Source organism: Azospirillum sp. VT-I1, from assembly GCF_055698305.1.
The window spans coordinates 333,137-357,487 of record NZ_CP168800.1 but is presented as its reverse complement, the minus strand read 5'-3'; the positions used below and the strand labels follow the sequence as shown (position 1 = coordinate 357,487).

Genomic DNA, 24,351 nt, shown 5'->3' with positions numbered 1-24,351 from the left:
TTCCTGGAGGCCGCCTTGCAGAAAAAGGGACCACCGGATTGCCGGCGGTCCCTTTTTTCATGGCCTCGACAGGTCCATACCCCTCACGCCAGCGCGACCGGCTGCGGCATGAAGATGGCGCGGGAGATGGCGGCCTGGATGCCGGCGTTGGTAAAGGGCTTGCGCACGATCTGCCCCAGATGGCGGGCGTCCAGGGCGCGGATGTCGTCGTCGAAGGCGGTGACGAAGATGGTGCGCAGGTCGCGCACGCGCTTCAGCCGGCGTGCGATCTCGATCCCGCTGCCGCCGTCTGCAAGCCGGACGTCGAGCAGGGCCAGCGTCGGCCTTTCCGCCTTCAGCAGGGCCAGCGCCTCCGCCTCGTTGCCGGCAGTGCCGCAGACGACATGGCCCATGTCGGCGACCAGCTCCCCCAGCTCCATCGCCAGCAGGGCATTGTCCTCGACCACCATGACCCGCTGGACCATCGCCGAGCGCACGCGGGCGCGGGCGGCCTTCTGCCGGTCGATGGCCTCCCCCGCCGGCAGTTGCAACACCTTCGCCGCCTGCCGGATGCTCAGCCCTTCCAGCGCGGTCAGCAGATACAGGCGACGGTCGGTCTCCGGCAGGTCGGCCAGCGCGCGCTCGATGGGATGGGGCGAGGGCAGCGGCCGGCCGGGCGGGCCGAACTCTTCCGGGGAGCGGTCGAACAGCAGATTCAGCAGGGCGTACATCGACAGCCGGGCACCGTCCCCGCCGCGGTCGAGGCCGAAGCGCGACGGCGCCATCACTGCCGCCTCGACACAGCGCGTAACCAGTGCGTCGCCACGGTCGGTGGCGCCCGTCAGCGCCCGCGCATAGCGGCGCAGGATCGGGACCACCTCGAACAGTTCGCATTCGTAAACGAGCATACCCGTGACTCCGCTCCCCTGCGGGAGTTGCCGATCCGGAATTCAGCCTCTCTGCCAGCCTCTCCAATCGTTCGCCGGGAAACCCTACCGGCCCGCGGAGGTCGTTATTCGCCTTGGCGGAATCCTACCACGCCAACCGAAGCGGTCGAATGGGAAATGGAGGTGTGCAAGCCAACGAACGACCTCAGCCCGTCAGTCAGTGCCGAAGGGCAGTTACCGAACGACCAAATGCTCTCACTTCGCCTTTTCGCGAAGCTGGCGGGAGCGCCATTGCCACGGCTTCTCCACCTGCCCGGCCCACAGACCCATCCGCTTGCTCTGGGCATAGGCTTCGCCCTTCTGATAGGCCGGCGACAGGCTGGCATATTGAAAGGCCCAGCCGCGCGACACCATCGCCGCCCCGAGATCGACGCCGCGGACCCGGCATTCGCCCTTCTTCTCGCCGGTGCGGTCCTGTTCGGTGACGATGCAGGTCACCTCCTCGCCCTTCACCATATTGGCGAGCACGGCGGTGGCGACCTTGAAGCAGTCGAGTTCATGGCCGTAGCGGTTCTTGCATTTCTGCCCCGGATCCGGCGCGTCGATTCCCATCAGCCGAACCGCCGTGCCGTTCACCGTCAGCAGGTCGCCCTCCACCGCCATGGCGGCGCCCTTGATGGTCTGGTCCGGCGTGTTTGCGATGGGGCCGCGCCCCTTGGCGGCTTGGTTGGTCTGCGCCACGGCGGGACTTGCCTGCACCAAGCCGGCCAGCACCAGACCGCAGAGCAGAAGCAGCGCGATTCTCGTCACCGGCAGCAGCTCAGAACAGGCTCGGCTGGTCATCGTCCGGCTTCCCCTTGGCCGGTTTCGTGACGGCAACGGCCTCTTCCGGCGGGTCGAGGCAGGAGCAGTCGTCGTTGCGCACGCTGTTCACTTTCGGCCCCACCGGCACCACGTCCAGCCAGTCGTCCGGGGCGGAGCGGATCAGCCCCTCCACCACCGGCAGCGGGGTCGCCGGATCGAGCCATGCGTCCCAGTCGGCGGGGTCGAGCACCACCGGCATGCGGTCATGCAGGAAGGACAGGGTGGCGTTGGTCGCCGTCGTCACCACCGTCGCGGTTTCCAGCGGCGGGTCGAGCGGTGCGGCGCCCTTCGGTCCGCGCCAGCGTTCCCACAGCCCGGCCAGCGCGAACAGGCCGCGGTCGCGGCGGCGGATGACGTGCCCCTGCTTGCGCGGCTTCGCCCCCTCCCCCACGCTGGTCCATTCATAGAATCCGTCCAGCGGGATCAGGCAGCGGCGCTTGCGGAAGGCGTCGCGGAAGGCCGGCTTGTCCGCCACCGATTCGCCGCGGGCGTTGATCATCCGCCCGCCGATGGACGGATCGTCGGCCCAGGGCGGCACCAGCCCCCAGCGGACCATCGCCAGATGGCGGCCGTCCTCCTCCCGCCGGATGACGGGGATGTCCTGGGTCGGGGCGATGTTCCATCGCGGCATCAGGTTCGGCCGTTCGGGAACGCCGAACAGACGCTGGACCTCGCTGACCGGGGTGGTGAGTAGCATGCGTCCACACATGTTTTGGAATATGGGCCCTGCGGCCGGCGGGCGCCAGCCTGCAGTGCCCGGCCACCGCCGGGGGTTTCCCTGACGCTTGAGCCGGCCTATCTTCGCGAAGCACAACAATCGCATCGAACCGGAAGGCGGGAGTTCACCCATGAAGTTCGGCATCGGACAGGCGGTTCCGCGCACCGAAGACGCCCGGCTGCTGACCGGCGGCGGCCGCTATACCGACGACGTGTCTCTTCCCGGCCAGGCCTATGCGGCCTTCGTCCGCTCCCCCCATGCCTTCGCCGCCATCGGCTCGGTCGATGCGTCGGAAGCGCTGGCGCAGCCCGGCGTGCTGGCGGTCTACACCGTCGCCGACCTGGATGCCGAGAATGTCGGCATGATCCCCTGCCAGGCGGTGCTGAAGCAACGCGACGGGTCGAACTATGTCCGCACCCCGCGCCCGGCGCTGGCCCGCGGCTTCGCCCGCCATGTCGGCGATCCCGTCGCCATGGTGGTGGCCGAAACGCTGGAGGCCGCACGGGAGGCGGCCGAGCTGGTGATGGTCGATTACGAGGACCGCGACCCCGTCACCGGCACGCTGGAGGCGCTGGAGCCCGGCCGGCCGCTGGTGTGGGACGCGGCGCCGAACAACCTCTGCTTCGACTGGGACACCGGCGACGAGGCGGCGGTGGAGGCCGCACTCGCCGGCGCCCACCGCGTGGTGGAGCTGGAGCTGGTCAACAACCGCGTTGTCGCCAACCCGATGGAAGGCCGCGCCTGCGTCGCCGGCGTCGAATCGGGTGCCGACGGCGCGCCAGGCCGCCTGCTGATCTACGTCACCAGCCAGGGCGTCCACGGCCTGCAGAAGCAGTTCGCCAAGATCCTGAACGAGCCGGAACAGCGCATCCGCGTGCTGACCACCGATGTCGGCGGCGGCTTCGGCATGAAGCTGTTCAACTATCCGGAATATGTCGCCTGCCTGTTCGCCGCCCGCCGGCTGAACCGCGCGGTGAAATGGGCCGCCGACCGCATCGAGGGCTTCATCAGCGACGACCATGGCCGCGACCATGTCAGCAAGGCGCGCCTCGCCCTGGATGCCGACGGCCGTTTCCTGGGGCTGCGGGTGGATACCGTCGCCAATCTCGGCGCCTACCTGTCCAACTACGGCCCCTTCATCCCGACCGATGCCGGGTCGGCGATGCTGGTGGGCTCCTACCGCACGCCGGCGGTCTATGTGCGGGTGAAGGGCGTCTTCACCAACACGCAGCCGGTGGACGCCTATCGCGGCGCCGGCCGGCCGGAGGCGGCCTATCTGCTGGAACGGCTGATCGACCATGCCGGGCGGGTCACCGGCCTCGGCCCGGCGGAGATCCGGCGGCGCAACTTCATCCCGCCGACCGCCATGCCCTACGCCACGCCGATGGGGCAGGTCTACGACACCGGCGACTTCGCCCGGAATCTTGAGGATGGCCTGATCCTCGCCGACATGGCCGGCCTGCCCGCCCGCAAGGCGGAGGCCAAGGCCCGCGGCAAGCTGCGCGGCGCCGGCCTGTCCACCTATATCGAAGCCTGCTCGGGCGGCGGGCCGGAGCAGGCGACCGTCCAGGTCAACGGCGACGGCAAGGTGGTGCTGATGATCGGCACCCAGACCAACGGCCAGGGCCACGAGACCGCCTACAAGCAGATCCTCGCCGACCGGCTGGGCGTTCCGCCGGAGGATGTGGAGGTGGTGCAGGGCGACACCGACCGCGTCAGTTGGGGCTCCGGCACCGGCGGCTCGCGCTCCGTCCCGGTCGGCGGTTCGGCGCTGGCGGAGGGGGCGGCCAAGGTGGTGAAGGCTGCCACCGCCGTTGCGGCCGATCTGCTGGAGACCGCTGAGGTAGACGTGGAGTTCGCCGACGGCCGCTTCACCGTCGTCGGCACCGACCGCGCGGTGTCGCTGAAGGAGGTCGCGGCCAAGGCCGCCGAGGGCGGCAGCGGCATCGCCTTTTCCGAGATGGCGCGCTGGACCCCGCCGGCCAGCACCTTCCCCAACGGCTGCCACGTCGCGGAGGTGGAGATCGACCCCGCCACCGGCGTGATCGAGGTGGTGCGCTACAGCGTGGTCGACGATTTCGGCACGGTCATCAACCCAATGCTGGTGATCGGCCAGATCCATGGCGGCGTCGCCCAGGGGCTGGGTCAGGCATTGCAGGAGCGGGTGGTGTTCGACCCCGACAGTGGACAGCTGCTGTCCGGGTCCTTCATGGACTATCAGATGCCGCGCGCGGTGGACATGCCGCCGATCGAGGTGAAGCTGAACAGCGTACCCAGCACCACCAACATGCTGGGCATGAAGGGCGCCGGCGAGGCCGGGGCCATCGGCGCGCCGCCGGCCATCATCAATGCGGTGGTGGACGCGCTGTCCGACCTCGGCATCACCCATATCGACATGCCGGCGACGCCGGAAGCCGTCTGGGCAGCGATCCGCGGTGCCGAAACCCGCATGGCGGCGGAATAGGCGGTTTCCAGCGTCCTATTGCGGGTGTCAGGGAAAGTCCTAGTCGGAAGGTGTGGCACTTGCCACACCTCCGTCGGATGAAATCCATGGTATAGCCGCTTACCTAAAGGTGGAGTCCACTGGTCTGACGGGGGTAGGGTGATGGCGTTTGGCGACGGCGGGTGCGGCGGTCAATGTGCGGACCGTCTCGATCTGGACTTCACGATGGCGTTCCAGCCCATCGTCGATGTCTCCAGCGGTGCCGTCTGGGCGCATGAGGCGCTGGTCCGCGGCGCCGCCGGCCAGGGCGCCGGCTGGGTCCTGGGGCAGGTGACCGACGCCACGCGCTATGCCTTCGACCAGTCCTGCCGCGTCAAGGCCATCGAGCTGGCCGCGACCCTGCCGATGAACGGCGCCCGCCTGTCGATCAACTTCCTGCCCAACGCAGTCTACAAGGCGGAAGCCTGCATCCGCGCGACGCTGGCCGCCGCCCGCCGCACCGGATTCCCCACCGACCGCATCATCTTCGAGGTGACGGAGAACGAGCGGGTGGTGGACCACGACCACCTGAAGAGCATCTTCAACGAATACAAGCGCCAGGGCTTCCTGACCGCCATCGACGATTTCGGCTCCGGCTATTCCGGCCTGAACCTGCTGGCGGAATTCCAGCCGGACATCATCAAGCTGGACATGGAGCTGACCCGCAGCATCGACACCGAACGGGCGCGGCGCAGCATCGTCAAGGCCATCCTCGCGGTGTGCGAGGACCTCGCCATCACCCCCATCGCCGAAGGGGTGGAGACGGCCGGCGAAGCGAAGGCCCTGCGCGACCTGGGCGTCACGCTGATGCAGGGCTACCTGTTCGCCAAGCCCGCCTTCGAGGCGGTGGTGACGAATCCGGAGATGGCGATGCTGACGGCCTAGGCCCGCACCGGCGCCGTCATGTAGCTCATCCCGCCACCATAGCTCTCCAGCTTCGCCGCCAGAGCCGGACCGCCGTCCCGGTACGGCGTGAAGCCGACCCGGTCCCAATAGCTGCGCGCGCCCGGCGTCGAGGTCAGCGCCAGCCAGCGCCAGCCTTCCCGCAGCGCCAGCCCATGCGCATAGTCCAGCACCGCAGCCCCCAGCCCGGTGCCGCGCGCCTCCGGCAGCAGCGCGATGTCGTGCAGGTAGAGACAATCGGCGTCGGCCGGCAGGCTGCCCAGCGGGGTGTCGAGCGGCGGCGGGACGCCCAGCCTGCCCGGATGCATGACGCCATAGCCGATGGTCTCGCCGCGGCATTCCGCCACACGGCAGCCGGCGGGGTAAAGCGCCAGCCTCTCCTCAAACACGCTGCGGTCCTCCGGGTAGTCCGGATGCACGATGTCCGCAATGGCAAGCAGCCGGTCCAGATCGGCCGCGGTCATAGCACGCCATAGGGCCGATGCGCCTGCACCGACCACCCGACCACCCTCCGACCGCTCTGCCACCGTCATCCGCCTTCTCCGTCCGACATCCGTTCAAAAGCTTCCGGCCCGCTGGCGGGCACGGTATGCTGACTCTTCATACCATAGGGAGATCACCCCATGCCCGACGCCGCTGTGGCGAGCCTGCTGCCGACGGTCCGCACCATCGCCCATGAGGCCGGTCAGGTCATCCTGCGCTTTTACAACGACGGCATCGACGTCGCCACCAAGGTCGACGGCAGCCCTGTCACGCAGGCCGATCAGGCGGCGGAGGCGGTGATCATCCCGGCGCTGCACCATCTCCTGCCCGGCGTTCCCGTGGTCGCGGAGGAGGCCGTGGCCGCCGGCCACCGGCCCGACGTCTCCGGCGGACGCTTCTGGCTGGTCGATCCGCTCGACGGCACCAAGGAGTTCATCTCCCGCAACGGCGAGTTCACCGTGAACATCGCCCTGATCGAGAATGGCGTGCCGGTGCTCGGCGTCGTGTATGCGCCCGCCACCGGCGACATGTACACCGCGGCCGGCCTTGGCACCGCGGTCCATTGCGCCGAGGGGCGGCACGACCACGCCATTTCCGTCCGCAACCCGCCGGCCGACGGGCTGACCGTCGTCGCCAGCCGGTCCCACGGCAGCGGTTCGGTGCTGGAGGAGTTCCTCGGCAACTACACCGTCAAGGACCGGGTGTCCTGCGGCAGCTCGCTGAAATTCTGCACGGTGGCCAGCGGCAAGGCCGACCTCTACCCGCGCTTCGGACCGACCAGCGAGTGGGACACCGCCGCCGGCCATGCCGTGCTGATCGGCGCCGGCGGCCGGGTGGAGCAGCCGGACGGCTCGCCGCTCGTCTATGGCAAGGACGACATCCTGAACCCGAACTTCGTCGCCTACGGCTGGAAATGACCTCCTCCGTTACGTGCCTGGGCGAGGCGGCGACCGCGGTTCTGACCACCGCGGCGCCGCTGGAGAAAGTGCGCCTCACCCGTGACTACGCCGCCGCATGGCGCGACGGCCTGCTGTCCCCCGAGGTGCCCGCCCCGCCGCCGGACCGCCCTGCCCGCCCCGACCGGCCGGAGCTGAAGCTGCCGCGCGACATGCCCAAGCGCGGGCGCGGCGGCAGCGCGCAGAACCGCATCGCCCTGCTGCACGCGTTGGCGCACATCGAGTTGAACGCCATCGACCTCGCCTGGGACATCGTCGCCCGATTCGCGCATCTCGGCCTGCCGAAGGGCTTCACCGACGACTGGGTGCAGGTGGCCGACGACGAGGCGCGGCATTTCCGGATGCTGGAGACACGGCTGAACGCGCTGGGCTCCTCCTATGGCGACCTGCCCGCCCATGACGGGCTGTGGCAGGCGGCGACGGAGACCGCCCACGACCTCGCCGCCCGGCTGGCGGTGGTGCCGATGGTGCTGGAGGCGCGCGGGCTGGACGTGACGCCGGAGACGGTGCGCCGCCTGCGCGACTTCGGCGACGCGGAGAGCGCCGACCTGCTGCAGACCATCCATGACGAGGAAATCGGCCACGTCGCCGCCGGCCGCCGCTGGTTCGTCCATCTCTGCACCGGGCGCGGGGCGGAGCCGGTCGCCCTGTGGCAGGAACTGGTCGGACGCCATTTCCGCGGCGGGCTGAAGCGTCCCTTCAACGTCACCAGCCGCCAATTGGCCGGCTTCGGCCCGGAATATTACGAGCCGATCACGCCCGAAATTGACCGCAAGCCGGAAACCCGGTAAGGCGCTGCACATCATGGCCGTATACACCGAAGTCACCGACGAGGATCTCAGCACCTTCGCCGCCCAGTACGATCTGGGCGCGGTGCTGTCGTGCAAAGGCATCGCGGAGGGGGTGGAGAACTCCAACTTCCTGCTGGTGACCGAACGCGGCCCCTACATCCTGACGCTCTACGAAAAGCGCACGCGGAAGGAGGATCTACCCTTCTTCCTCGGCCTGATGGAGCATCTGGCGGAGAAGGGCATCGCCTGCCCGCTACCGGTCGCGGCGCGCGACGGCGTCGCTTTGCGCGAGCTGTGCGGCCGCCCGGCGGTGATCGTCACCTTCCTGGCCGGCATGTGGCCGCGCCGGATCATGCCGCAGCATTGCGCCCAGTTGGGCGAGGCTCTGGCCCGCCTGCATCTGGCGGTCGGCGATTTCCGCATGGAGCGGCCGAACGCGCTGGCCCTGCCGGGCTGGAAGGACCTCTTCGCCAAGTCGGCCGAGCGCGCCGACGAGGTGGCGCCCGGCCTGCGCGCGACGCTGGAGGCGGAGCTGGCGGCGCTGGAGGCCAACTGGCCGGTCGGGCTGCCGGCGGGCGTCATCCATGCCGATCTGTTTCCGGACAACGTCTTCTTCCGCGGCGACAGCCTGTCCGGCCTGATCGACTTCTATTTCGCCTGCAACGACTTCTTCGTCTACGACGTGGCGATCTGCATCAACGCCTGGTGCTTCGAGATCGACGGGTCCTTCAACGCCACCAAGGCGCGGCTGCTGCTGTCCAACTACCGCAAGGTCCGGCCGCTGTCGCGGGCGGAGCTGGACGCCCTGCCCTGGCTCTGCCGCGGCAGCGCGGTGCGCTTCCTGCTGACCCGCCTCTATGACTGGCTGAACCATCCGCCGGGCGCCTTCGTGCGGCCGAAGGACCCGCTGGAATATCTGCGCAAGCTGCGCTTCCACCAGACGGTCCGCGGGCTGGGCGACTATTTCCTCGACGACTCGGAAACGGGCGGGGCCTGATCTGATGACGGACGACGCCCCCCGACCGAAACCGCCCGCAAGACGGTCGACATCTTCACCGACGGTGCCTGCAGCGGCAATCCCGGCCCCGGCGGCTGGGGCGCCATCCTGCGCTATGGCGAGGCGGAGAAGGAGCTGTATGGCGGCGAACCGGCGACCACCAACAACCGCATGGAGCTGATGGCCGCCATCATGGCGCTGGAGGCCCTGAAGAAGCCGGTGACCGTCCGCCTCTTCACCGACAGCGAATATGTGAAGAACGGCATCACCAAGTGGATCCATGGCTGGAAGGCCAAGGGCTGGATGACCGCCGACCGCAAGCCGGTGAAGAACGTCGATCTGTGGCAGCGCCTGGAAGAGGCGAAGCGGCAGCACCAGATCGAGTTCCACTGGGTCCGAGGCCACGCCGGCCACCCGGAAAACGAACGCGCCGACGAACTGGCCCGGCGCGGCGTCGCCGACGTGCGGGCACGGGGGTAAGCGGAACATATCCCCTCTCCCCCCGGGGAGAGGGTTAGGGTGAGGGGACGCGCGGCGACAAGCGTTCGGCCGGCGGCTCCCCCTCACCCCGACCCTCTCCCCGGGGGAGAGGGAGAACACCTTAGCTCAGAGCTTCTCCAGCACCGCCTCGGCCGAGGACACCTCGAACTTGCCGGGGGCCTCGACGGCGACGTGGGTGACCTTGCCGTCTTCCGCCACCAGGGCGAAGCGCTGGCCGCGCGTGCCCAGGCCGTAGCCCGAGCCGTCCATGGTAAGGCCGAGCGCGGTGGTGAAGGTGGCGTTGCCGTCCGGCAGCATCGCGACCTTGTCGCCGACGCCGCCCTTGTCACCCCAGGCGCGCATCACGAACGGGTCGTTGACCGCCAGGCAGATGATGCTGTCGACGCCCTTGGCCTTCAGCGCGTCGGCCTGCTGGACGAAGCCGGGCAGATGCTTGGCGGAGCAGGTCGGGGTGAAGGCGCCGGGGACGGAGAACAGGACGACCTTCTTGCCCTTGAACAGCTCGTCCGTGGTCACTTCCTGCATGCCGTTGTCGGTCAGCCACTTCAGCGTGACGGACGGAATGGTGTCGCCAACCTGGATGCTCATGGTCTCTAGCCCTTCCCGTTTTGGGGTTTGTCCCTTTTGGCAGGGCCGAACCCTCTTGGCGGAGCCCGGCCCTGCATCCCTTCTATCCCCCGCGGCGAATGGCCGCAAGGTAGGGATCGTGTCCCATACAGGGCGCGTCAGGCCTTCTTCACGAACTCCGACTTCAGGTTCATGGCGCCGATGCCGTCGATCTTGCAGGCGATGTTGTGCCCGTCCGCGCCATCGACCAGACGGATGTTCTTCACCTTGGTCCCGCCCTTCACCACAAGGGACGAGCCCTTCACCTTCAAATCCTTGATGACGGTCACGCTGTCGCCGTCGCTCAGCGGATTGCCGTTGGCGTCCCGCACGCCCTGCCCGGCCTCAAGCTCCGCAGCGGCAGGGGCGGTGTCGGGGTTCCACTCGTGCCCGCAGTCGGGGCAGTTCCACAGGCTCCCGTCATTGTAGGCGTTCTCGGAGCCGCACTGCGGGCAGTTGATCTGATCGTCCATCATCGTCCTCATGGCGCGGGAGAAGCTCCCGGAGGCGCCCTGTTACCGCAGAATAGCCGCAGCGGCCATAGGCCTTTTCCGGACGGCCGGTCAGGCGCCCTTTCCGGCGGCCCGGCTCAGCGCTTCGAGCACCGCGCCGTCGCTCAGCAGTTCGGGCAGGGCGATGCCGTCCGGCGCGCCGGGGCCGTAGACGATGTTGAAGGGAATGCCGTACCGGCCGTGGTCGGCGAGGAACTTGGCGATCGCCGCATCCGGCCGGGTCCAGTCGGCGCGCATCGCCACCAGCGACGGATCCTCCATCCGCTTGGCGACCTCATCGCGGTTCAGCACCAGCTTCTTGTTGGCCTGACAGGTGATGCACCAATCCGCGGTGACGTCGACGAACACGATGCGGCCGGCCGCCACATGGTCGCGGATCGCGGATTCGGCGAAGGGCACCCAGCGCGTCTTGGCGTCGGCGGCCACCGGCGCGGCACCGGCGGACGGACCGACCGCCGCCGGCATGGCGAAAGCGGCGATCGCCAGCACCCCGGCAAGCGCCGGCCCGGCGACCCGCGCCGCGCCGCGGGCGCTGCGTCCGATCCACAGCGCCAGCACCAGCCCCGCCATCAGCAGCCCGACCGTGGCGGCGGCGACCTCGCCTATCTGCGCGGTCAGCACCGACAGCAGCCAGACCGCCGTCAGCATCAGCGCGAAACCCAGCACGATCTTCAGCGTCGCCATCCAGCGCCCGGGCCGCGGCAGCCAGCCAGCCACCCGCGGCCAGGCCGCCACCGCCAGATAGGGCAAGGCCAGCCCGACACCCAGCGCCGCGAAGATGGCATAGATCTCCGCCGGCCCCTTGGACAGCGCGAAGCCCACCGCCGTGCCCAGGAAGGGTGCTGAACAGGGGGTTGCCAGCAGGGTGGCGAACATGCCGGTGGCGAAGGGGCCGGCCAACCCCTCCCCGCCAAGCCGGTCGGCCAGCACGCGCGGCAGCGGCACCTCGAACAATCCCCACAGGTTGGCCGAGAACAGGGTGACCAGCACGACCATGAAGACGAGGAACAGCGGCTGCTGGAACTGGATACCCCAGCCGACCGCTCCGCCCGCCGCCTTCACGCCGACCAGAACCGACGCCATCAGCAGGAACGAGGTCAGGATGCCGGCGGCGCTCGCCAGGAAACCGGCGCGCACCGCGGTCGGGGCCTGCCCGCCATGCTTGACCACCGACATCAGCTTCAGCGACAGCACCGGCAGGACGCAGGGCATCAGGTTCAGGATCAGCCCGCCGAGCAGGGCCACGCCCAGCATCGCCACCAGCCCGGCCCCGGCGGGGACCGCCAGGGCGCTGCCGGCCGATGCCGTCGCCGGCGCCTCGACCGCCTTGTCGCCGTCGACCAGCGTCAGCGTCATCGCGCGTCCGGCGAGATCCAGCCCCGGCTGCGCTTCGGTCGCCGTCAGGGTCAGGCGAACATGGCGGTCGTTGTCGGAAAAGACGGTCTTGGGTGCGGAGAAGGTCAGCGGCGGATCGGTCTCCACGAACAGATCCGGGCTGACGAAACCGTCGGCGGCGGTCGCCTCGACCTCCAGTGTGGCGCCGGCCGCGCGCACTGCGTCGATGCGCAGCAGCCCGTTGGGGCCACGCGGCACCAGAGCCTGCGCGCGCGCCACGTCGTTCGCCGCATCGCTCGGGTCCGCCGGTCCGGCCGGCAGGGCAAGGGCGAGGGTCAGCGTCTGCGGCACGCAGATGTCGGAACAGACCAGCAGTTCCGCGGTCAGCGCCAGATCGACCGGCTTGCCGGGCTCGGCGGGCTTGCCCTGGATCGGGAACAGGACCGCGGTGTCATAGCCGGCGGTCTCGAACCCCAGGACGGAGAAGCGGTGCGGGGCCGGATAGGACAGCGTCGCCCCAGCCAGATTGCCGGATTGGCTCCAGTCCAGCCGCGGCGCGAATCCGGCATCGCCGGGAGAGCGCCAGTAGGTCTTCCATCCCGGTTCCAGCCGCAGTTCCAGCCCAAGCGGCAGCGCCGTCAGGTCGCCGGTGCCGCGGACGGCGGAAACCAGACGCGCCTCGACCTGCCCGGCCTTGACCCAGGGTCCGACCCCATCCTGTGCAGCGGCGGGAAGGATGCCGCCCGCCAGAACGGCCAGCAGCAGCAGGAGGATGGGGGCATGTCTTTTCATCGCGCGCACTGTTCTCTTCCCGGGAAGGGGCGCAACCGCGTCCCCCACACCCTATATGATAGCTCATATACAGGTGACAAAGCTCGACCGGTGCTGTCACACTCCGGTGAAAGCGTCGCCAGAGCGCCAACCACAACCGACCGTACGGACGGAGGCGGTCTTCCGCACCGGACCGACGACAAGGATACTCGCCCATGCCGCGCCTGACCAAGTCTCCGGACTCCAAGACCACGGAATCGCTGACCGGCCAGCTGCTGATCGCCATGCCCGGAATGGAGGACCCGCGTTTCCAGCGCACGGTCATCTATGTCTGCGCCCACAACGAAGACGGCGCGATGGGTCTGGTGGTGAACCGGCTGTTCGGGTCGATCACGTTCGAAGACCTTCTGGAACAGCTCGACATGACCGTGCCGCAGCCGATGAACAACCTGCCGGTCCATTACGGCGGGCCGGTGGAATCGGGCCGCGGCTTCGTCCTGCATTCCACCGACTATGTCCGTGACGGCACGCTGGTGGTGAACGACGACGTGGCGCTGACCGCCACCATCGACATCCTGCGCGCCATTTCCGAAGACCGCGGCCCGCGCCGCAACATCCTGCTGCTGGGCTATGCCGGCTGGGGTCCTGGTCAACTGGACGCCGAATTCCAGGCCAACGGCTGGCTGAACGTGCCCTGCGACGAACAGCTGCTGTTCGACACCGACCTGGACGCCAAGTGGGAACGCGCCATCGGCAAGCTGGGCGTCAGCGTCTCCATGCTGTCGGGCGAAGCCGGTCACGCCTGAGCGGCCCCGCCCGACCCGGACCCTATTCGCTCCACCGCGCCGCCGCGGCATCGTCGCTGTCCTTCGCCTCGACCCAGCGCTCGCCGCCCGGCGTGGCCTCCAGCTTCCAGAAGGGGGCCTTGGTCTTCAACCAGTCCATCAGGAAACGGCAGGACTCGAAGGCTGCGTCGCGATGGGCCGACGCGGTGGCGACCATCACGATGCGGTCGCCCGGCTCAAGCCGGCCATGACGGTGGATCACCAGCACGTCGTCCAGCGGCCAACGCCGCCGCGCCTCCTCCTCGATCGCCTCCAGCTGCTTCTCGGTCATGCCGGGATAGTGCTCCAGCGTCATGGCGCTGACCGCCTCGCCGCCGGCGATGTCGCGCACCAGCCCGACGAACATGGCCACCCCGCCGACGCTGGTGCGGCCGGCGGTGAAGGCGGCATATTCGGCGCCGACGTCGAAATCCTCCGCCTGGACGCGGATCGCCATGGCGTCAGCCCCCGTCACCGGCGGGAACAGGGCCACCTCGTCGGTCGCCGAAATCGGGTGGTCGTAGGGCACATGCTCCTGGTTCACCGCGACCTTGACCACCTTGCTGTTGGCCAAAGCCTCGGCATGGCGCGGGCTGCGGGTCTTCAGCCACTCGACGAGTTCGCCGGCGGTGGCAACCTCCGCCGGCAGCTCCACCGTCTCCGTCGGCACGCCGATCTTGCTGCGCAGCCAAGCGAAATAGAGAATCTTCATCACGCGTCCCCTAGAGGAATTCCTTGAAAGGCAGATAGTCGACGATCATACCGGGCTCGACCCCTGCCAGATCCTCCGGCAGTTCGATCAGGCCGTCGGAGTCGACCAGCGACGACAGCACGCCCGCCCCGTCACGCGGGTATTTGGTAACGGCGAGCGCGCCATCGGGCTCCCGTGTCAGCGACCCGCGCAGGAACTCGCGCCGGCCGGGCTTCTTCTTGTGGGCGAAGGCGGCGCGCACCGGGATCGGCCGCGGCGTCTCGTCCGCCGCCCCCATCAGCCGCAGCAGGATCGGCCGGGCGATGCGCAGGAAGGTGACCACCACGGCAACCGGATTGCCGGGCAGCCCGACGAACACGGCATCGCGGACCCGGCCCAGCGCCACCGGCCGGCCCGGCTTGATCGCCAGCCGCCAGAAATCCAGCCGCCCGTTCGCCTCCACCGCCGGCTTGACGTGGTCCTCCTCGCCGGTGGACATGCCGCCGGAGGTGATCAGCGCGTCATGGCCGGCCGCGGCCTCTGCCAGCGCATCGCGGATCGCCTCGAACCGGTCGGGCAGGATGCCAAGGTCGGTGACGGCACAGCCCAGCCGGGTCAGCAGCGCGATCAGGGCATAGCGGTTGGCGTCGTAGACGGCGCCCGGCTCCAGCGCCTGCCCAGGCTGCCGCAGCTCGTCGCCGGTGGAAAAGACCGCCACCCGCAATCTGCAGCGCACCTCAAGCGTCGCATGGCCGAGTGAGGCGGCGAGCGCGATGTCCTCCGGCCGCAGGCGGCGCCCGGCGGAGAGCACCACCGACCCCTCGCGCACATCCTCGCCGGCCAGCCGCCGGTTCACGCCGCGGCGGTTGCCGGCCGGCAGGGTGACGGTGGCGCCGCCCTCGCTTTCAATGGCGCGGCAATCCTCCTGCATGAAGACGGTGTCCATGCCCGCCGGCATCGGCGCGCCGGTGAAGATGCGCACCGCCTCCCCCGCACCGCCGGCCGGCCGAGCCATTGCCCGGCGGCGACCCGCGCGGTGACCGGCAGCACCGTCGGAGCGTCGGCGGCGAGATCGTCGAAGAACACGGCGTAGCCGTCCACTGCCGCATTGTCGTGCGGCGGCACGTTAAAGGGTGCGATCAGATCGGCGGCCAGCACCCGGCCCAGCGCATCGGACAGCGGAACCGTCTCGGTCGCCGTCACCGGCCCGACCCGTCCGGCCAGCAGCGCCAGTGCCGGCTCCACCGCCATCATCGGCCCGCCGAAGGCGAAGCAGTCATTGTCGAGTTGCACCATGGGGCCACTCTAGTCCGTCGCGGCGCTGGGTGCGAAGAGGGAAAAGGCGTGCTTTCCGGGACGTGGCACTTAGCCGCCGAAAAGCCGGGATATCTCCTCCACCCGCGTCAGCAGCCGGTCCGGCCGCCGCGCCGCCAGCGCATCGCCGCGGGCATAGCCCCAGGTGACCGCCGCGCAGCCCATGCCCAGCTTCCGCGCCGCATCGATGTCCCGCACCTCGTCGCCGATGCCGATGGCCCGGCCGGCGGGAATGCCGGTGGTCTGCAGCATCTTGCGGAACTTCGCCGCCTTGCCGAACAGCGAGGCGCCGCAGCCGTAATGGGCCACCTGCCCGGCCGCCTCCGGCCCCAGGATCCTGCGGATGTTCTCCACCGAATTGGAACTGACGATGGCGACGGTCACACCCCGGCCGTTCAGCGCGCGCAGCATCTCTGGCACCCCGTCGAACAACCGGATGCCGTCGATGTCGCGCGCCATCAGGCGACGCATGTGGTTGGCGATGAAGGGCAGTTTCCAGTTCGGCACGCGCAGGTGCCGCATGATCTGCCGCGCGTCATACCCGCGCAACCGCTCGACCTCCTCCGGCCGCACCCGGTTGAAGCCGTACCGATCGGCGACGCCGTTCAGAACGCCGATGAACCAGGGGAAGGAGTCGGCCAGCGTGCCGTCGAAATCGAAGATGGCGAGTTGATAGCCGCGGCGGTCGAGCGCCTGCGAGCTTTGCGAATGTGCGTTGTCCATGTTGTCCTGCGAATGCGGCAAAAGCCGCTTGAATCACCCCAACCCGCAACGCTCGACCACGAAGGCCGCAACCGCCTCGGCGTCGTTCAGGTCGAGGATCGGCACCGGGCATCCCGGCACCGGGCCGTCGCTGGCCACGGCAACGATGGTGGGATCGTCCAGCGCGATCAGCGGCTTGTCCACGTCCGCCCGCCAGACTTCGACCTTCTCGTGCCGGTCGCGCTTGAAGCCCTCGATCAGCAGAAGATCGACCGGGGCGACCTTGCCGATCAGCTGGTCCAGCGTCAGCTCCGGTTCGCCGTCGCGCAGCTCGTGCATCAGCGCCCAGCGGCGGGGGGAGCTGACCAGCACCTCCGTCGCGCCGGCGACGCGGTGGTTGTGGCTGTCCTTGCCGGGATGGTCGATGTCGAAGCCCTTATGGGCATGCTTGACCGTCGAGACACGCAGACCGCGCGCCGTGAGCGCCGGGATCAGACGCACCATCAGCGAGGTCTTGCCGCTGCCGCTCCAGCCGGTCAGTCCAAAAATCTTCATCTTGGAAACTCTCAGCCGGCGCTGCGGGCGGAACGGGGAGCCGGGCTTCGCCGGCTGTTCGGCCATCATGTGGGTCAGTCCGGCACGCATGTAATCCCACCCGGTGTAGAAGGTCAGGGCCGCGGCGATCCACAGGCCCACGGTGCCGATGATGGTCACCGGCAGTTCCGCCGGACCATAATCGCCGACGATCAGGAAGCCCAGCGCGATCATCTGGATCGTCGTCTTCCATTTGGCCAGCCAGGTCACCGGAACGCCGACATGCAGGCCGGCCAGATACTCGCGCAGGCCAGAAACCAGAACCTCGCGCAGCAGGATCACCACCGCCGGCAGGATCGACAGCCCGGTCAGCCGGTGGAACCCCGCCAGCATGATCAGCGTCGCCGCCACCAGCAGCTTGTCGGCGATGGGATCCAGGAACTTGCCGATCACGCTTTCCTGCGCCCAGGCGCGGGCCAGATAGCCGTCGAACCAGTCGGTGATGCAGGCGGCGGCATAGAGCGAGCAGGCGGTGTAGGCGGCCCACGCCTCCGGCACATAGAACAGCCCGACCACCACCGGGATCACCGCGATGCGCGACAGGGTCAGCAGGTTGGGCAGGCTGGTCAGCATGACGGGGAACTCGAACCGCTGGAGGATGTCGCCGCACGGCACCCGTGACAGGGCCGGCTGTTTGAATGTGCCCGCATTCTAACCATCGGGATGGAAGTGATCGTATATCTTTTTCGCAACGGCGCGATTGATCCCTTCCACCGCCTCCAGATCGGCCAGTCCGGCCCGCGCGACCGCCGCCCCGCTGCCGAAATGGTGCAGCAGCGCCTTCTTCCGGGCGGGGCCGATTCCCGCAATTTCGTCGATGGGCGACTTGCCGATGGCCTTGGTCCGCTTGGCCCGGTGGGTGCCGATGGCGAAGCGGTGTGCCTCGTCGCGCAGCCGCTGCAGGAAATACAGCACCGGGTCGCGCGGCTCCATCTGGAAGGGCGGCCGGTTCTCCATGAAGAAATGCTCTCGGCCCGCGTCGCGGTCCGGCCCCTTGGCGATGCCGACCAGCGTCACGTCGTCGATCCCCAGCTCGGCGAACACCTCCAGCGCCACGTTCAGCTGGCCCAGCCCGCCGTCGATCAGCACCAGATCGGGCCAGCTTCCCAGGCTGCGTTCCGGGTCCTCTTTCACCGCCCGGCCGAATCGGCGGGTCAGCACCTCGCGCATCATGGCGAAGTCGTCGCCGGCCGCCCCCTGCTCGCGGATGTTGAACTTGCGGTAGGCGTTCTTGATGAAGCCGTCGGGCCCGGCGACGATCATCGCGCCGATGGCGTGCGCCCCCTGGATGTGGGAGTTGTCGTAGACCTCGACCCGCTCCGGCGGCGCATCCATGCCGAAGGCGGCGGCCACCCCGTCCAGCAGCCGCGCCTGGCTGGAGCTTTCGGCCAGCCGCCGCCCATGCGCCTCCCGCGCGTTGGTCAGGGCGTGCTCGACGATCCGGCGCTTCTCCCCGCGCTTGGGCTCGGCCAGTTCCACCTTGTGACCGGCGCGCACGGCCAGCGCTTCGGTCAGCAGGTCCAGCTCCGGCAGGGCGTGGCTGACCAACACCAGCGGCGGCGCCGCCTTGTTCTCGTAGAACTGGGCGATGAAGGCCGCCAGCACCTCCTCGGTTTCCGCCGCCTTGTCGTGGCTGGGGAAATAGGCGCGGTTGCCGTAGTTGCGCCCGCCGCGGAAGAAGAAGACCTGGATGCAGGTCACGCCGCCCTCGGCATAGGCCGCGATGACGTCGGCATCCTCCACCACCCCCTCGACATTGATGTCCTGGTGGGCCTGGATCGCCGTCAGCGCGCGGATACGGTCGCGGTAGCGCGCCGCCGTCTCGAAATCCATGGCGTCGGAGGCGGCCATCATCCGGTCCGCGAACTCCGTCTGGATGTCGCGGCTCTTGCCGGACAGGAAGGCGCGGGCCTGGTTCACCTGCGCCTGGTATTCCGCCGGGGTCACGCGCTCCACGCAGGGCGCCGTGCAGCGCTTGATCTGGTATTGCAGGCAGGGCCGCGTGCGGCTGGCGAACACGGTGTCGGCGCAGTTGCGCAGCAGGAAGGCGCGCTGCAGCGCCGTGATGGTGCGGTTCACCGCCCCGGCCGAGGCGAAGGGGCCGAAATAATCGGCGTCGCGCCCGCGGGCGCCACGGTGCTTGGTCAGCTGCGGATAATCGTGGTCCCTGGTAATCATGATGTGCGGAAAGGTCTTGTCGTCCCGCAACAGCACGTTGTACCGCGGCATCAGCTTCTTGATCAGGTTCGATTCGAGAAGCAGCGCCTCCACCTCGGTGTGGGTGTTGACGAACTCCATCGTCTCGGTCTCCGCGACCATGCGCTGGAGCCTGACCGGCAGTTTCCCGACCTGGGTGTAGTTGGTCACCCGGCGCTTCAGGTTGCGCGCCTTGCCCACATACAGGACCGCCCCGTCGCCCGCCAGCATGCGGTAGACGCCCGGCGTCTGCGGCAGGGTCTTCAAATGCTCACGAATGATCTCGACGCCCCTGTCGATGTCGGCCGGTCGCCGCTTCGGGCGCGCGGAACCGGCTTCGCCGGACGGCGCATCCGCCGGGGACGCGGTGTCGGCGGCTTCCGCGGGCAGTTCGGCGACGGGAGCCTGGGGGTCTGAGGAATGCGTTTCGGACATGACCAGAATGTCGTCGAGCGGCCGGCGCGGGTCAACCGTTGGGCGGAGGAGGAGAGCATATGGAACGACTCGCCCCTCCGAAAGAATATCCACGGAACCTGTGGATAAGTTTGTCGATAACGGAGGGGGTAGCTCGTCCGGAGCTAGGCGCCGCAAGGGCTCGCATGCTTCCGCCTATTTTTTGGGCATTTTTCTCAACCCATTGATTTCCTTAAGTCAGGTCCGAGTCAAGGGCGGGAATTGACGCTCGGACACAAAATTGTCGCGGGGTCGCAGGCGCCTCTTGCGCCGGGTGGGGCACCTGTGTAAAACGCGCGGTCATTTTCCCGGCGGCGCGGGCGGTGGGACTGGGATCCGGCCCTGGCTATGCCCGGATCGCCAGTGTTTCCAACCCGTAACCTGCATCTATTCGGTGGGGACGAAGCCATGCGTCGGCTGCGCCCATCCCAGATGCTCCCCGCCGTCCAGCGCGATCATCTGGCCGGTCACCGCCGGGGCGGCGATCAGGAAGCGGATGGCGGCACAGATCTCCTCCGGCGTGCTGCCGCGCCGGAGCGGAGTCGACTCCCATTGGGCGGAGAACTCTTCTTCCGTCTGCCGGTCGTTGCGCAGGATTGGGCCGGGACCGATGCCGTTCACGCGGATGCGCGGGGCCAGCGCCAGCGCCATCGTGCGGGTCAGCGCCCACAGCCCCATCTTCGACAGGGTGTAGGAAACGAAATGCGGCGTCGGGTTCCAGACCCGCTGGTCGATCACGTTGACGATCAGGCCGCGCTCGCCCTCCGGCAACCGGGACGCGAAATCCTGCGACAGCACGAAGGGCGCCCGCAGGTTCGCCTCCATATGCGCGTCCCACGATTCGCGGGTGACGTCGGCGACCTCGTCGCGCTCGAAACGAGAGGCGTTGTTGACCAGCAGGGTCAGCGGGCCGAGCCGTTCGGTGACCGCGGGCACCAGGGCCTTCACCTCCACCTCGCGGTCCAGGTCGGCGGCGAAGGCCATGGCCCTGCCGCCTGCCCGCGCGATTTCCGCGACGACGGCATCGGCCTCCTCGCGGGAGCTTCGGTAATGGACGGCGACGTCCCAACCCTGCCCCGCCAGATCGAGCGCGATGGCCCGCCCGATGCGCTTGCCGGCCCCGGTGACCAGGGCCGCTTTCCTCTTGATCTCGACCATGCCGCCATAGGTACCCTGCCATCGCCGCGGGTCAAGGGGGAGAAGCAACCGGCGATGCTGCGCGAAGCGATCGAATATCTGACTACGCCCTGCCATCCGCTGGCCCGCCGCTTCGGCTATCTGGCGGAGATGGTGGCGCTCGGCGCCCGTTACCGGCGTCAAAGGCGGGCCTGGGCGCCGCATGTCGCCGCCTGCCACCGCTTCATCGATCAGGCGGTCCAGCGGGTGGAGCCGGGCGGCCGGGCTCTGGTCGCCGGATCGGGGCTGCTGATCGAAATCCCGCTGGAGACGCTGACCGCCCGATTCGACCAGGTGGTTCTGGTCGACATCCTGCACGGCCGGTCGGTCCGCCGGCGGGTCGCCGGGCTGCCGAACGTCCGCCTGCTGGAACTCGACGTCAGCGGCGCTCTCGGCCCGCTGGCCGCGGCGCTGGACCGCGGCGCCCCCCTGCCCGCGGGGTTCGAGCCGCCGCGGATCGACGGCCAGCCCTTCCGCTTCGCCCTGTCCTGCAACCTGCTGTCCCAACTGCCGCTTCTGCCGCTGGACGCGGTGGAGCGCCGGGCGCCGCACACGCCCGACGCCGAACGGTTGGATTTCGCCCGGCGCATGGCCCGGGGGCATCTCGGCTGGCTGGCCGATATCGCCGAACGGTCGGCCCTGTACACGGACATCGACAGTTCCTGGCTGCACCGCGGCACCGTGACGGAGGTGGAGGAGTCGACCTGGGGCCTTTCCCTGCCCGCCCCCGACATGTCCTGGCTGTGGGACATCGCCCCGGCGCCGGAACAGGACCGCCGACACGACCTGCGCCACAGCGTCGGCGGCTGGTTCGACGTGCATGCGGTGACGAGCGCCCTTCCGCCCTGTTGAGGAGGATCGAGACCTCACACAAAGGACGGGAGAGCGCCCATGGCCAGCAACGAACGGAACCGCGACAGCCGCAACACGGGCGGTCGCCCCGGCGACGACAGGCCGCGTGACGACCGAAACGTCGGCAATGCGACCGGTCCCAGCGACAGCGGCGGCATCGACGAGCGTCCCATTCCGCTCGACATCCGCGAAACGCGCGATCACCTGGACGTCGATGAGGAGATCGAGGGCTTCCAGCGCGTGATCGGCCCCGGTGCCGGCGGTCCCATCGACCAGCCGGACGAGGATTTCGGCATTCCCGGCAGCGAGGAGGCCGGCGGCCTCGGCACCGGGCCGCTGCCGCCGCGCCAGCCCGACCGGCCGATGAACCGGACGGAGCGGCAAGCGGCAGGATCACCCGACGATCGGATCATCTCCGACCGCAATGTTGCCGTGGATGGAGCCAGGGACCGCAAATAATGGGAAAGGCGAACTATTGTCGATGGCTGACCGACCGCAGCCTGCGACAATAGTTCGCACCTCCGTTAATTGGGGAAGCTGATACGGAAAACGTCAGGCGGCATTGCGCGGACCGCGCTTCTTAGGGCAACGGCTCTGCCCTATCTTAAGCCTCACAAGGCAAACAAATTCCAAGGGAGTGGACGTCTCTCACCTCACGTGGAGATTCCCAGAGCCATGAACACTCTTTTCAACGAAGTCCGCGATCCCCGCAGCCACGAAGAGATCATGCTGGCCGCCCGCCAGATGCGCGCCGACTACCTGCGCGAACTGTTCGGCAAGCTGCGCGCCACCCTGTCCGGCGACCGTGCCGGCCATGGTCCGGCGGCGCTGAGCCCGAGCGCGCGCTGACCGATACACCCGCCCGGCGGCGGGTTCAGGAAGGTCCAGCCATACGTGAAGAAAACGGCACTGCGCGAAACCGCGCGGTGCCGTTCTTCATTTCAGGCGCTTCCAATTCTAGCCGCAGCGCTGCCGGCACTCAGGCCTGCTCCGACCCTGGCGCCCCGGTGCTCCACAACAGCCCCAGCACCAACCCCTTGCAGCGCGGCAGCAGGATCAGCGTCAGCACCAGGGTCAGCAGCGGCCAGACGGCCAGATGCACCCAGGTCGGCGGCTCGTAGGTCTGTTCGACCGACAGAAGGGCCGGGATGACGATGTGCCCGACGATCAGGATCGTCATCCAGGGCGGCGCGTCGTCGGCGCGCAGATGTCCATAGGCCTCGCCACAGGCGGAGCAGCGCTCGACCGGCTTCAGGAAATTCCGCAGCAGGCGGCCTTGTCCGCAGTTGGGGCAGGAGCCGATCAGGCCGCGGAAGGACGCGAGAAACTTCGACGGAGCCGCTTCGGTTCCAACGCTCATGGCCACTCCTTCCGTTCTGCCCACAATATAGGCTCTTTCCTGCCGCGACGACACCCACCATTGCAGGCAGGTCGGCCATGCCCGGCCCCTGCACATGCGGGGCCGGGGGACTTTTCAAGGCCGTCCTTATCGTCACTCCCGCCCCGTGCTATGACGGGTCGGACCGTTTGCGGCGGTGGAGGGACGTCTTGGATCGGACGGCGGATGAAACGGTGGAACAGTGGAACGGTCTCCGGACCATGTTCCATGGTGTTTCAAATGTTCAATCCCGCCCTCACGCCCGCTGCTGCCGAGTTGACGGCGGGGCCGCCGCGGTCTAGGGGGAAAGCCTTCTTGTCCAGGAGAACCGCAGCCATGTCCTTCACCCGTCTGTTGTGCGCCGCCGCGGCACTCGCCGCCTTCGCCGGTCCGTTCGCCGCCCCGGTCGAGGCGCAGGCGCAGAGCAAGACCGTCGCCATCACCGCCATCGTCCAGCACCCGGCGCTCGACGCGACCCGCGACGGCGTGGTGGAGGCGCTGAAGGATGCCGGCTTCGTCCAGGGCCAGAACCTGAAGGTCGAATACCAGAGCGCGCAGGGCAACCCGGCCACCGCCGCCCAGATCGCCCGCCAGTTCGCCGGGTCGCGTCCCGACGTGATCGTGCCGATCTCCACCCCCTCGGCCCAGGCGGTGGCGGCGGCGACCCGCGACATCCCGGTGGTCTTCACCGCGGTGACCGATCCGATTTCCGCCCAGATGGTGAAGTCGATGGAGAAGCCCGGCGCCAACATCACCGGCCTGTCCGACATGGCCCCGGTCGGTGAGCATGTCGCTCTGATCCGCGAGATCGTGCCGCAGGCCAAGCGCATCGGCGTGCTCTACAACCCCGGTGAGCCGAACTCCGTCGTGCTGGTCAAGGCGCTGAAGGACGAGGCCGCCAAGGCCGGGCTGAGCGTGGTCGAGGCCTCCGTCCCGAAATCGTCGGATGCCCAGCCGGCGGTGCGCAGCCTCGTCGGCAAGGCGGATGCCGTCTATATCCCGCTCGACAACACGGTCGTCTCGGCGCTGGAAAGCGTGATCGCGGTGGGCCAGCAGGCGAAGCTGCCGATCTTCTCCGCCGACACCGACAGCGTGGCCCGCGGCACGGTCGCCTCCGTCGGCTTCGATTACTTCCAGGTCGGCAAGCAGACCGGTGCCATCGTCGCCCGCGTCCTGAAGGGCGAGAAGCCCGGCGACCTGCCGGTGGAACTGGCCAAGGGCACCGACCTGTTCGTCAACCCGAAGTCCGCCGCCGCCATGGGCGTCACCCTGCCCGAGGCGGTGGTGAAGCGCGCGACGAAGGTGGTCGGGCAGTAAGGCTGCTGGGGCAAGGGGCTTTGCCCCTCCCTAACCCTCCCCCGCTGGGCGGGGAGGGAACTCCGCTGC

General features: G+C 68.7%; 25 protein-coding genes and 3 pseudogenes. 11 read left to right on the top strand and 17 right to left on the bottom strand.

All coding sequences use genetic code 11. The features are described from left to right. Positions 1 to 83: 83 nt before the first annotated feature. The 3 genes from AB8P05_RS01685 to AB8P05_RS01675 form a co-directional block, all read right to left on the bottom strand. Positions 84 to 887 carry a response regulator gene (locus tag AB8P05_RS01685; protein WP_472758549.1) on the bottom strand — a complete coding sequence of 268 codons (804 nt, stop codon included), beginning with the start codon at positions 885 to 887 and terminating at the stop codon, positions 84 to 86. Positions 888 to 1,121: 234 nt separating this feature from the next. Beyond that, positions 1,122 to 1,709: a thermonuclease family protein gene (locus tag AB8P05_RS01680; RefSeq protein WP_472758548.1), complete on the bottom strand. Its 588-nt coding sequence runs from the start codon at positions 1,707 to 1,709 to the stop codon at positions 1,122 to 1,124. Further along, positions 1,687 to 2,427, bottom strand: coding sequence for an SOS response-associated peptidase (locus AB8P05_RS01675; RefSeq protein ID WP_472758547.1), 741 nt, complete (start codon positions 2,425 to 2,427; stop codon positions 1,687 to 1,689). The genes AB8P05_RS01680 and AB8P05_RS01675 overlap by 23 nt, the downstream gene beginning before the upstream one ends. 151 nt (positions 2,428 to 2,578) lie before the next feature. Between AB8P05_RS01675 and AB8P05_RS01670 the strand changes: the two genes are divergently transcribed. Together AB8P05_RS01670 and AB8P05_RS01665 are read left to right on the top strand one after the other, a co-directional pair. Further along, a complete protein-coding gene (locus AB8P05_RS01670) occupies positions 2,579 to 4,912 on the top strand; it encodes a xanthine dehydrogenase family protein molybdopterin-binding subunit (protein ID WP_472758546.1) in 2,334 nt (777 codons plus the stop codon). Positions 4,913 to 5,116: 204 nt separating this feature from the next. Then, entirely contained in the window at positions 5,117 to 5,815 is a 699-nt protein-coding gene (locus AB8P05_RS01665; RefSeq protein WP_472758545.1) for an EAL domain-containing protein, read from the top strand. Here the strand turns inward: AB8P05_RS01665 and AB8P05_RS01660 are convergent. Beyond that, positions 5,812 to 6,297, bottom strand: coding sequence for a GNAT family N-acetyltransferase (locus tag AB8P05_RS01660; protein ID WP_472758544.1), 486 nt, complete (start codon positions 6,295 to 6,297; stop codon positions 5,812 to 5,814). The genes AB8P05_RS01665 and AB8P05_RS01660 overlap by 4 nt on opposite strands. Before the next feature lie 159 nt (positions 6,298 to 6,456). Between AB8P05_RS01660 and cysQ the strand changes: the two genes are divergently transcribed. From cysQ to rnhA, 4 genes are read left to right on the top strand one after another with little or no spacing between them, the layout of a single operon-like run. Then, positions 6,457 to 7,233 (top strand): 3'(2'),5'-bisphosphate nucleotidase CysQ, encoded by a 777-nt coding sequence (gene cysQ, locus AB8P05_RS01655; protein WP_472758543.1) that lies wholly within the window; start codon positions 6,457 to 6,459, stop codon positions 7,231 to 7,233. Then, positions 7,230 to 8,063 (top strand): ferritin-like domain-containing protein, encoded by an 834-nt coding sequence (locus AB8P05_RS01650; protein WP_472758542.1) that lies wholly within the window; start codon positions 7,230 to 7,232, stop codon positions 8,061 to 8,063. Before cysQ ends, AB8P05_RS01650 begins: the two co-directional genes overlap by 4 nt. A 13-nt stretch (positions 8,064 to 8,076) precedes the next feature. Further along, positions 8,077 to 9,060 (top strand): homoserine kinase, encoded by a 984-nt coding sequence (locus tag AB8P05_RS01645; RefSeq protein ID WP_472758541.1) that lies wholly within the window; start codon positions 8,077 to 8,079, stop codon positions 9,058 to 9,060. A 51-nt stretch (positions 9,061 to 9,111) separates the two neighbouring features. After that, positions 9,112 to 9,540 (top strand): ribonuclease HI, encoded by a 429-nt coding sequence (gene rnhA / locus AB8P05_RS01640; protein WP_472759300.1) that lies wholly within the window; start codon positions 9,112 to 9,114, stop codon positions 9,538 to 9,540. Positions 9,541 to 9,666: 126 nt separating this feature from the next. Here rnhA and AB8P05_RS01635 read toward each other — a convergent pair whose 3' ends face one another. The 3 genes from AB8P05_RS01635 to AB8P05_RS01625 all read right to left on the bottom strand — a co-directional run bounded on the left by AB8P05_RS01635 (position 9,667) and on the right by AB8P05_RS01625 (position 12,806). Beyond that, positions 9,667 to 10,149 carry a peroxiredoxin gene (locus AB8P05_RS01635; protein WP_149230328.1) on the bottom strand — a complete coding sequence of 161 codons (483 nt, stop codon included), beginning with the start codon at positions 10,147 to 10,149 and terminating at the stop codon, positions 9,667 to 9,669. 137 nt (positions 10,150 to 10,286) lie between these two features. Then, positions 10,287 to 10,640, bottom strand: a complete 354-nt coding sequence (locus AB8P05_RS01630) for a zinc ribbon domain-containing protein YjdM (protein ID WP_472759299.1) — start codon at positions 10,638 to 10,640, stop codon at positions 10,287 to 10,289. A gap of 90 nt (positions 10,641 to 10,730) precedes the next feature. Then, positions 10,731 to 12,806, bottom strand: a complete 2,076-nt coding sequence (locus tag AB8P05_RS01625; RefSeq protein ID WP_472758540.1) for a protein-disulfide reductase DsbD family protein — start codon at positions 12,804 to 12,806, stop codon at positions 10,731 to 10,733. 194 nt (positions 12,807 to 13,000) lie between these two features. Here AB8P05_RS01625 and AB8P05_RS01620 point away from each other — a divergent pair, with 194 nt between their 5' ends. Next, entirely contained in the window at positions 13,001 to 13,591 is a 591-nt protein-coding gene (locus AB8P05_RS01620; protein ID WP_455171570.1) for a YqgE/AlgH family protein, read from the top strand. A 22-nt stretch (positions 13,592 to 13,613) separates the two neighbouring features. Here the strand turns inward: AB8P05_RS01620 and moaE are convergent, their stop codons facing one another. The 9 genes and pseudogenes from moaE to AB8P05_RS01575 form a co-directional block, all read right to left on the bottom strand. Beyond that, the gene (gene moaE / locus AB8P05_RS01615) at positions 13,614 to 14,066 is read right to left on the bottom strand and encodes a molybdopterin synthase catalytic subunit MoaE (protein WP_455171569.1); all 453 of its coding nucleotides are present in this window, start codon (positions 14,064 to 14,066) and stop codon (positions 13,614 to 13,616) included. A 9-nt stretch (positions 14,067 to 14,075) separates the two neighbouring features. Then, a pseudogene (gene moaD / locus AB8P05_RS01610) lies at positions 14,076 to 14,321 on the bottom strand (molybdopterin converting factor subunit 1); the annotation flags it as partial. Positions 14,322 to 14,331: 10 nt separating this feature from the next. Continuing rightward, complete coding sequence (locus AB8P05_RS01605) at positions 14,332 to 14,598, bottom strand: hypothetical protein (protein ID WP_472759298.1); 267 nt, start codon at positions 14,596 to 14,598, stop codon at positions 14,332 to 14,334. 66 nt (positions 14,599 to 14,664) lie between these two features. Then, positions 14,665 to 15,551, bottom strand: a pseudogene (locus tag AB8P05_RS01600) (molybdopterin molybdotransferase MoeA); the annotation flags it as partial. A gap of 114 nt (positions 15,552 to 15,665) precedes the next feature. Continuing rightward, a complete protein-coding gene (locus AB8P05_RS01595) occupies positions 15,666 to 16,337 on the bottom strand; it encodes an HAD hydrolase-like protein (RefSeq protein ID WP_472758539.1) in 672 nt (223 codons plus the stop codon). A gap of 33 nt (positions 16,338 to 16,370) precedes the next feature. Next, positions 16,371 to 16,871 carry a molybdopterin-guanine dinucleotide biosynthesis protein B gene (gene mobB / locus AB8P05_RS01590; protein ID WP_455171564.1) on the bottom strand — a complete coding sequence of 167 codons (501 nt, stop codon included), beginning with the start codon at positions 16,869 to 16,871 and terminating at the stop codon, positions 16,371 to 16,373. Positions 16,872 to 17,009: 138 nt separating this feature from the next. After that, positions 17,010 to 17,483, bottom strand: a pseudogene (pgsA, locus tag AB8P05_RS01585) (CDP-diacylglycerol--glycerol-3-phosphate 3-phosphatidyltransferase); the annotation flags it as partial. Between the two features lie 78 nt (positions 17,484 to 17,561). Next, positions 17,562 to 19,541, bottom strand: a complete 1,980-nt coding sequence (uvrC, locus tag AB8P05_RS01580; protein WP_472758538.1) for an excinuclease ABC subunit UvrC — start codon at positions 19,539 to 19,541, stop codon at positions 17,562 to 17,564. A gap of 405 nt (positions 19,542 to 19,946) precedes the next feature. Next, positions 19,947 to 20,717, bottom strand: a complete 771-nt coding sequence (locus AB8P05_RS01575) for an SDR family oxidoreductase (RefSeq protein ID WP_472758537.1) — start codon at positions 20,715 to 20,717, stop codon at positions 19,947 to 19,949. Positions 20,718 to 20,771: 54 nt separating this feature from the next. Between AB8P05_RS01575 and AB8P05_RS01570 the strand changes: the two genes are divergently transcribed. From AB8P05_RS01570 to AB8P05_RS01560, 3 genes are all read left to right on the top strand, one after another. Next, entirely contained in the window at positions 20,772 to 21,587 is an 816-nt protein-coding gene (locus AB8P05_RS01570; protein WP_472758536.1) for a hypothetical protein, read from the top strand. A 39-nt stretch (positions 21,588 to 21,626) separates the two neighbouring features. Further along, positions 21,627 to 22,046: a hypothetical protein gene (locus AB8P05_RS01565; protein WP_472758535.1), complete on the top strand. Its 420-nt coding sequence runs from the start codon at positions 21,627 to 21,629 to the stop codon at positions 22,044 to 22,046. Positions 22,047 to 22,262: 216 nt separating this feature from the next. Beyond that, positions 22,263 to 22,436, top strand: a complete 174-nt coding sequence (locus tag AB8P05_RS01560; protein ID WP_455171558.1) for an RSP_7527 family protein — start codon at positions 22,263 to 22,265, stop codon at positions 22,434 to 22,436. Positions 22,437 to 22,566: 130 nt separating this feature from the next. Here AB8P05_RS01560 and AB8P05_RS01555 read toward each other — a convergent pair whose 3' ends face one another. Further along, positions 22,567 to 22,947, bottom strand: coding sequence for a DUF983 domain-containing protein (locus tag AB8P05_RS01555; RefSeq protein WP_455171557.1), 381 nt, complete (start codon positions 22,945 to 22,947; stop codon positions 22,567 to 22,569). A gap of 354 nt (positions 22,948 to 23,301) precedes the next feature. Between AB8P05_RS01555 and AB8P05_RS01550 the strand changes: the two genes are divergently transcribed. Beyond that, positions 23,302 to 24,282, top strand: a complete 981-nt coding sequence (locus tag AB8P05_RS01550) for an ABC transporter substrate-binding protein (protein ID WP_455171556.1) — start codon at positions 23,302 to 23,304, stop codon at positions 24,280 to 24,282. Positions 24,283 to 24,351: the final 69 nt, after the last annotated feature.

What these genes read in the sequence shown, in the direction of transcription:
- AB8P05_RS01685 (WP_472758549.1), bottom strand. Translation starts at nt 887, where the DNA reads ATGCTCGTTTACGAATGCGAACTGTTCGAGGTGGTCCCGATCCTGCGC.
- AB8P05_RS01680 (WP_472758548.1), bottom strand. Translation starts at nt 1,709, where the DNA reads ATGACCAGCCGAGCCTGTTCTGAGCTGCTGCCGGTGACGAGAATCGCG.
- AB8P05_RS01675 (WP_472758547.1), bottom strand. Translation starts at nt 2,427, where the DNA reads ATGCTACTCACCACCCCGGTCAGCGAGGTCCAGCGTCTGTTCGGCGTT.
- AB8P05_RS01670 (WP_472758546.1), top strand. Translation starts at nt 2,579, where the DNA reads ATGAAGTTCGGCATCGGACAGGCGGTTCCGCGCACCGAAGACGCCCGG.
- AB8P05_RS01665 (WP_472758545.1), top strand. Translation starts at nt 5,117, where the DNA reads ATGGCGTTCCAGCCCATCGTCGATGTCTCCAGCGGTGCCGTCTGGGCG.
- AB8P05_RS01660 (WP_472758544.1), bottom strand. Translation starts at nt 6,297, where the DNA reads ATGACCGCGGCCGATCTGGACCGGCTGCTTGCCATTGCGGACATCGTG.
- cysQ (WP_472758543.1), top strand. Translation starts at nt 6,457, where the DNA reads ATGCCCGACGCCGCTGTGGCGAGCCTGCTGCCGACGGTCCGCACCATC.
- AB8P05_RS01650 (WP_472758542.1), top strand. Translation starts at nt 7,230, where the DNA reads ATGACCTCCTCCGTTACGTGCCTGGGCGAGGCGGCGACCGCGGTTCTG.
- AB8P05_RS01645 (WP_472758541.1), top strand. Translation starts at nt 8,077, where the DNA reads ATGGCCGTATACACCGAAGTCACCGACGAGGATCTCAGCACCTTCGCC.
- AB8P05_RS01635 (WP_149230328.1), bottom strand. Translation starts at nt 10,149, where the DNA reads ATGAGCATCCAGGTTGGCGACACCATTCCGTCCGTCACGCTGAAGTGG.
- AB8P05_RS01630 (WP_472759299.1), bottom strand. Translation starts at nt 10,640, where the DNA reads ATGGACGATCAGATCAACTGCCCGCAGTGCGGCTCCGAGAACGCCTAC.
- AB8P05_RS01625 (WP_472758540.1), bottom strand. Translation starts at nt 12,806, where the DNA reads ATGAAAAGACATGCCCCCATCCTCCTGCTGCTGCTGGCCGTTCTGGCG.
- AB8P05_RS01620 (WP_455171570.1), top strand. Translation starts at nt 13,001, where the DNA reads ATGCCGCGCCTGACCAAGTCTCCGGACTCCAAGACCACGGAATCGCTG.
- moaE (WP_455171569.1), bottom strand. Translation starts at nt 14,066, where the DNA reads ATGGCGATCCGCGTCCAGGCGGAGGATTTCGACGTCGGCGCCGAATAT.
- AB8P05_RS01605 (WP_472759298.1), bottom strand. Translation starts at nt 14,598, where the DNA reads ATGGGGGCGGCGGACGAGACGCCGCGGCCGATCCCGGTGCGCGCCGCC.
- AB8P05_RS01595 (WP_472758539.1), bottom strand. Translation starts at nt 16,337, where the DNA reads ATGGACAACGCACATTCGCAAAGCTCGCAGGCGCTCGACCGCCGCGGC.
- mobB (WP_455171564.1), bottom strand. Translation starts at nt 16,871, where the DNA reads ATGAAGATTTTTGGACTGACCGGCTGGAGCGGCAGCGGCAAGACCTCG.
- uvrC (WP_472758538.1), bottom strand. Translation starts at nt 19,541, where the DNA reads ATGTCCGAAACGCATTCCTCAGACCCCCAGGCTCCCGTCGCCGAACTG.
- AB8P05_RS01575 (WP_472758537.1), bottom strand. Translation starts at nt 20,717, where the DNA reads ATGGTCGAGATCAAGAGGAAAGCGGCCCTGGTCACCGGGGCCGGCAAG.
- AB8P05_RS01570 (WP_472758536.1), top strand. Translation starts at nt 20,772, where the DNA reads ATGCTGCGCGAAGCGATCGAATATCTGACTACGCCCTGCCATCCGCTG.
- AB8P05_RS01565 (WP_472758535.1), top strand. Translation starts at nt 21,627, where the DNA reads ATGGCCAGCAACGAACGGAACCGCGACAGCCGCAACACGGGCGGTCGC.
- AB8P05_RS01560 (WP_455171558.1), top strand. Translation starts at nt 22,263, where the DNA reads ATGAACACTCTTTTCAACGAAGTCCGCGATCCCCGCAGCCACGAAGAG.
- AB8P05_RS01555 (WP_455171557.1), bottom strand. Translation starts at nt 22,947, where the DNA reads ATGAGCGTTGGAACCGAAGCGGCTCCGTCGAAGTTTCTCGCGTCCTTC.
- AB8P05_RS01550 (WP_455171556.1), top strand. Translation starts at nt 23,302, where the DNA reads ATGTCCTTCACCCGTCTGTTGTGCGCCGCCGCGGCACTCGCCGCCTTC.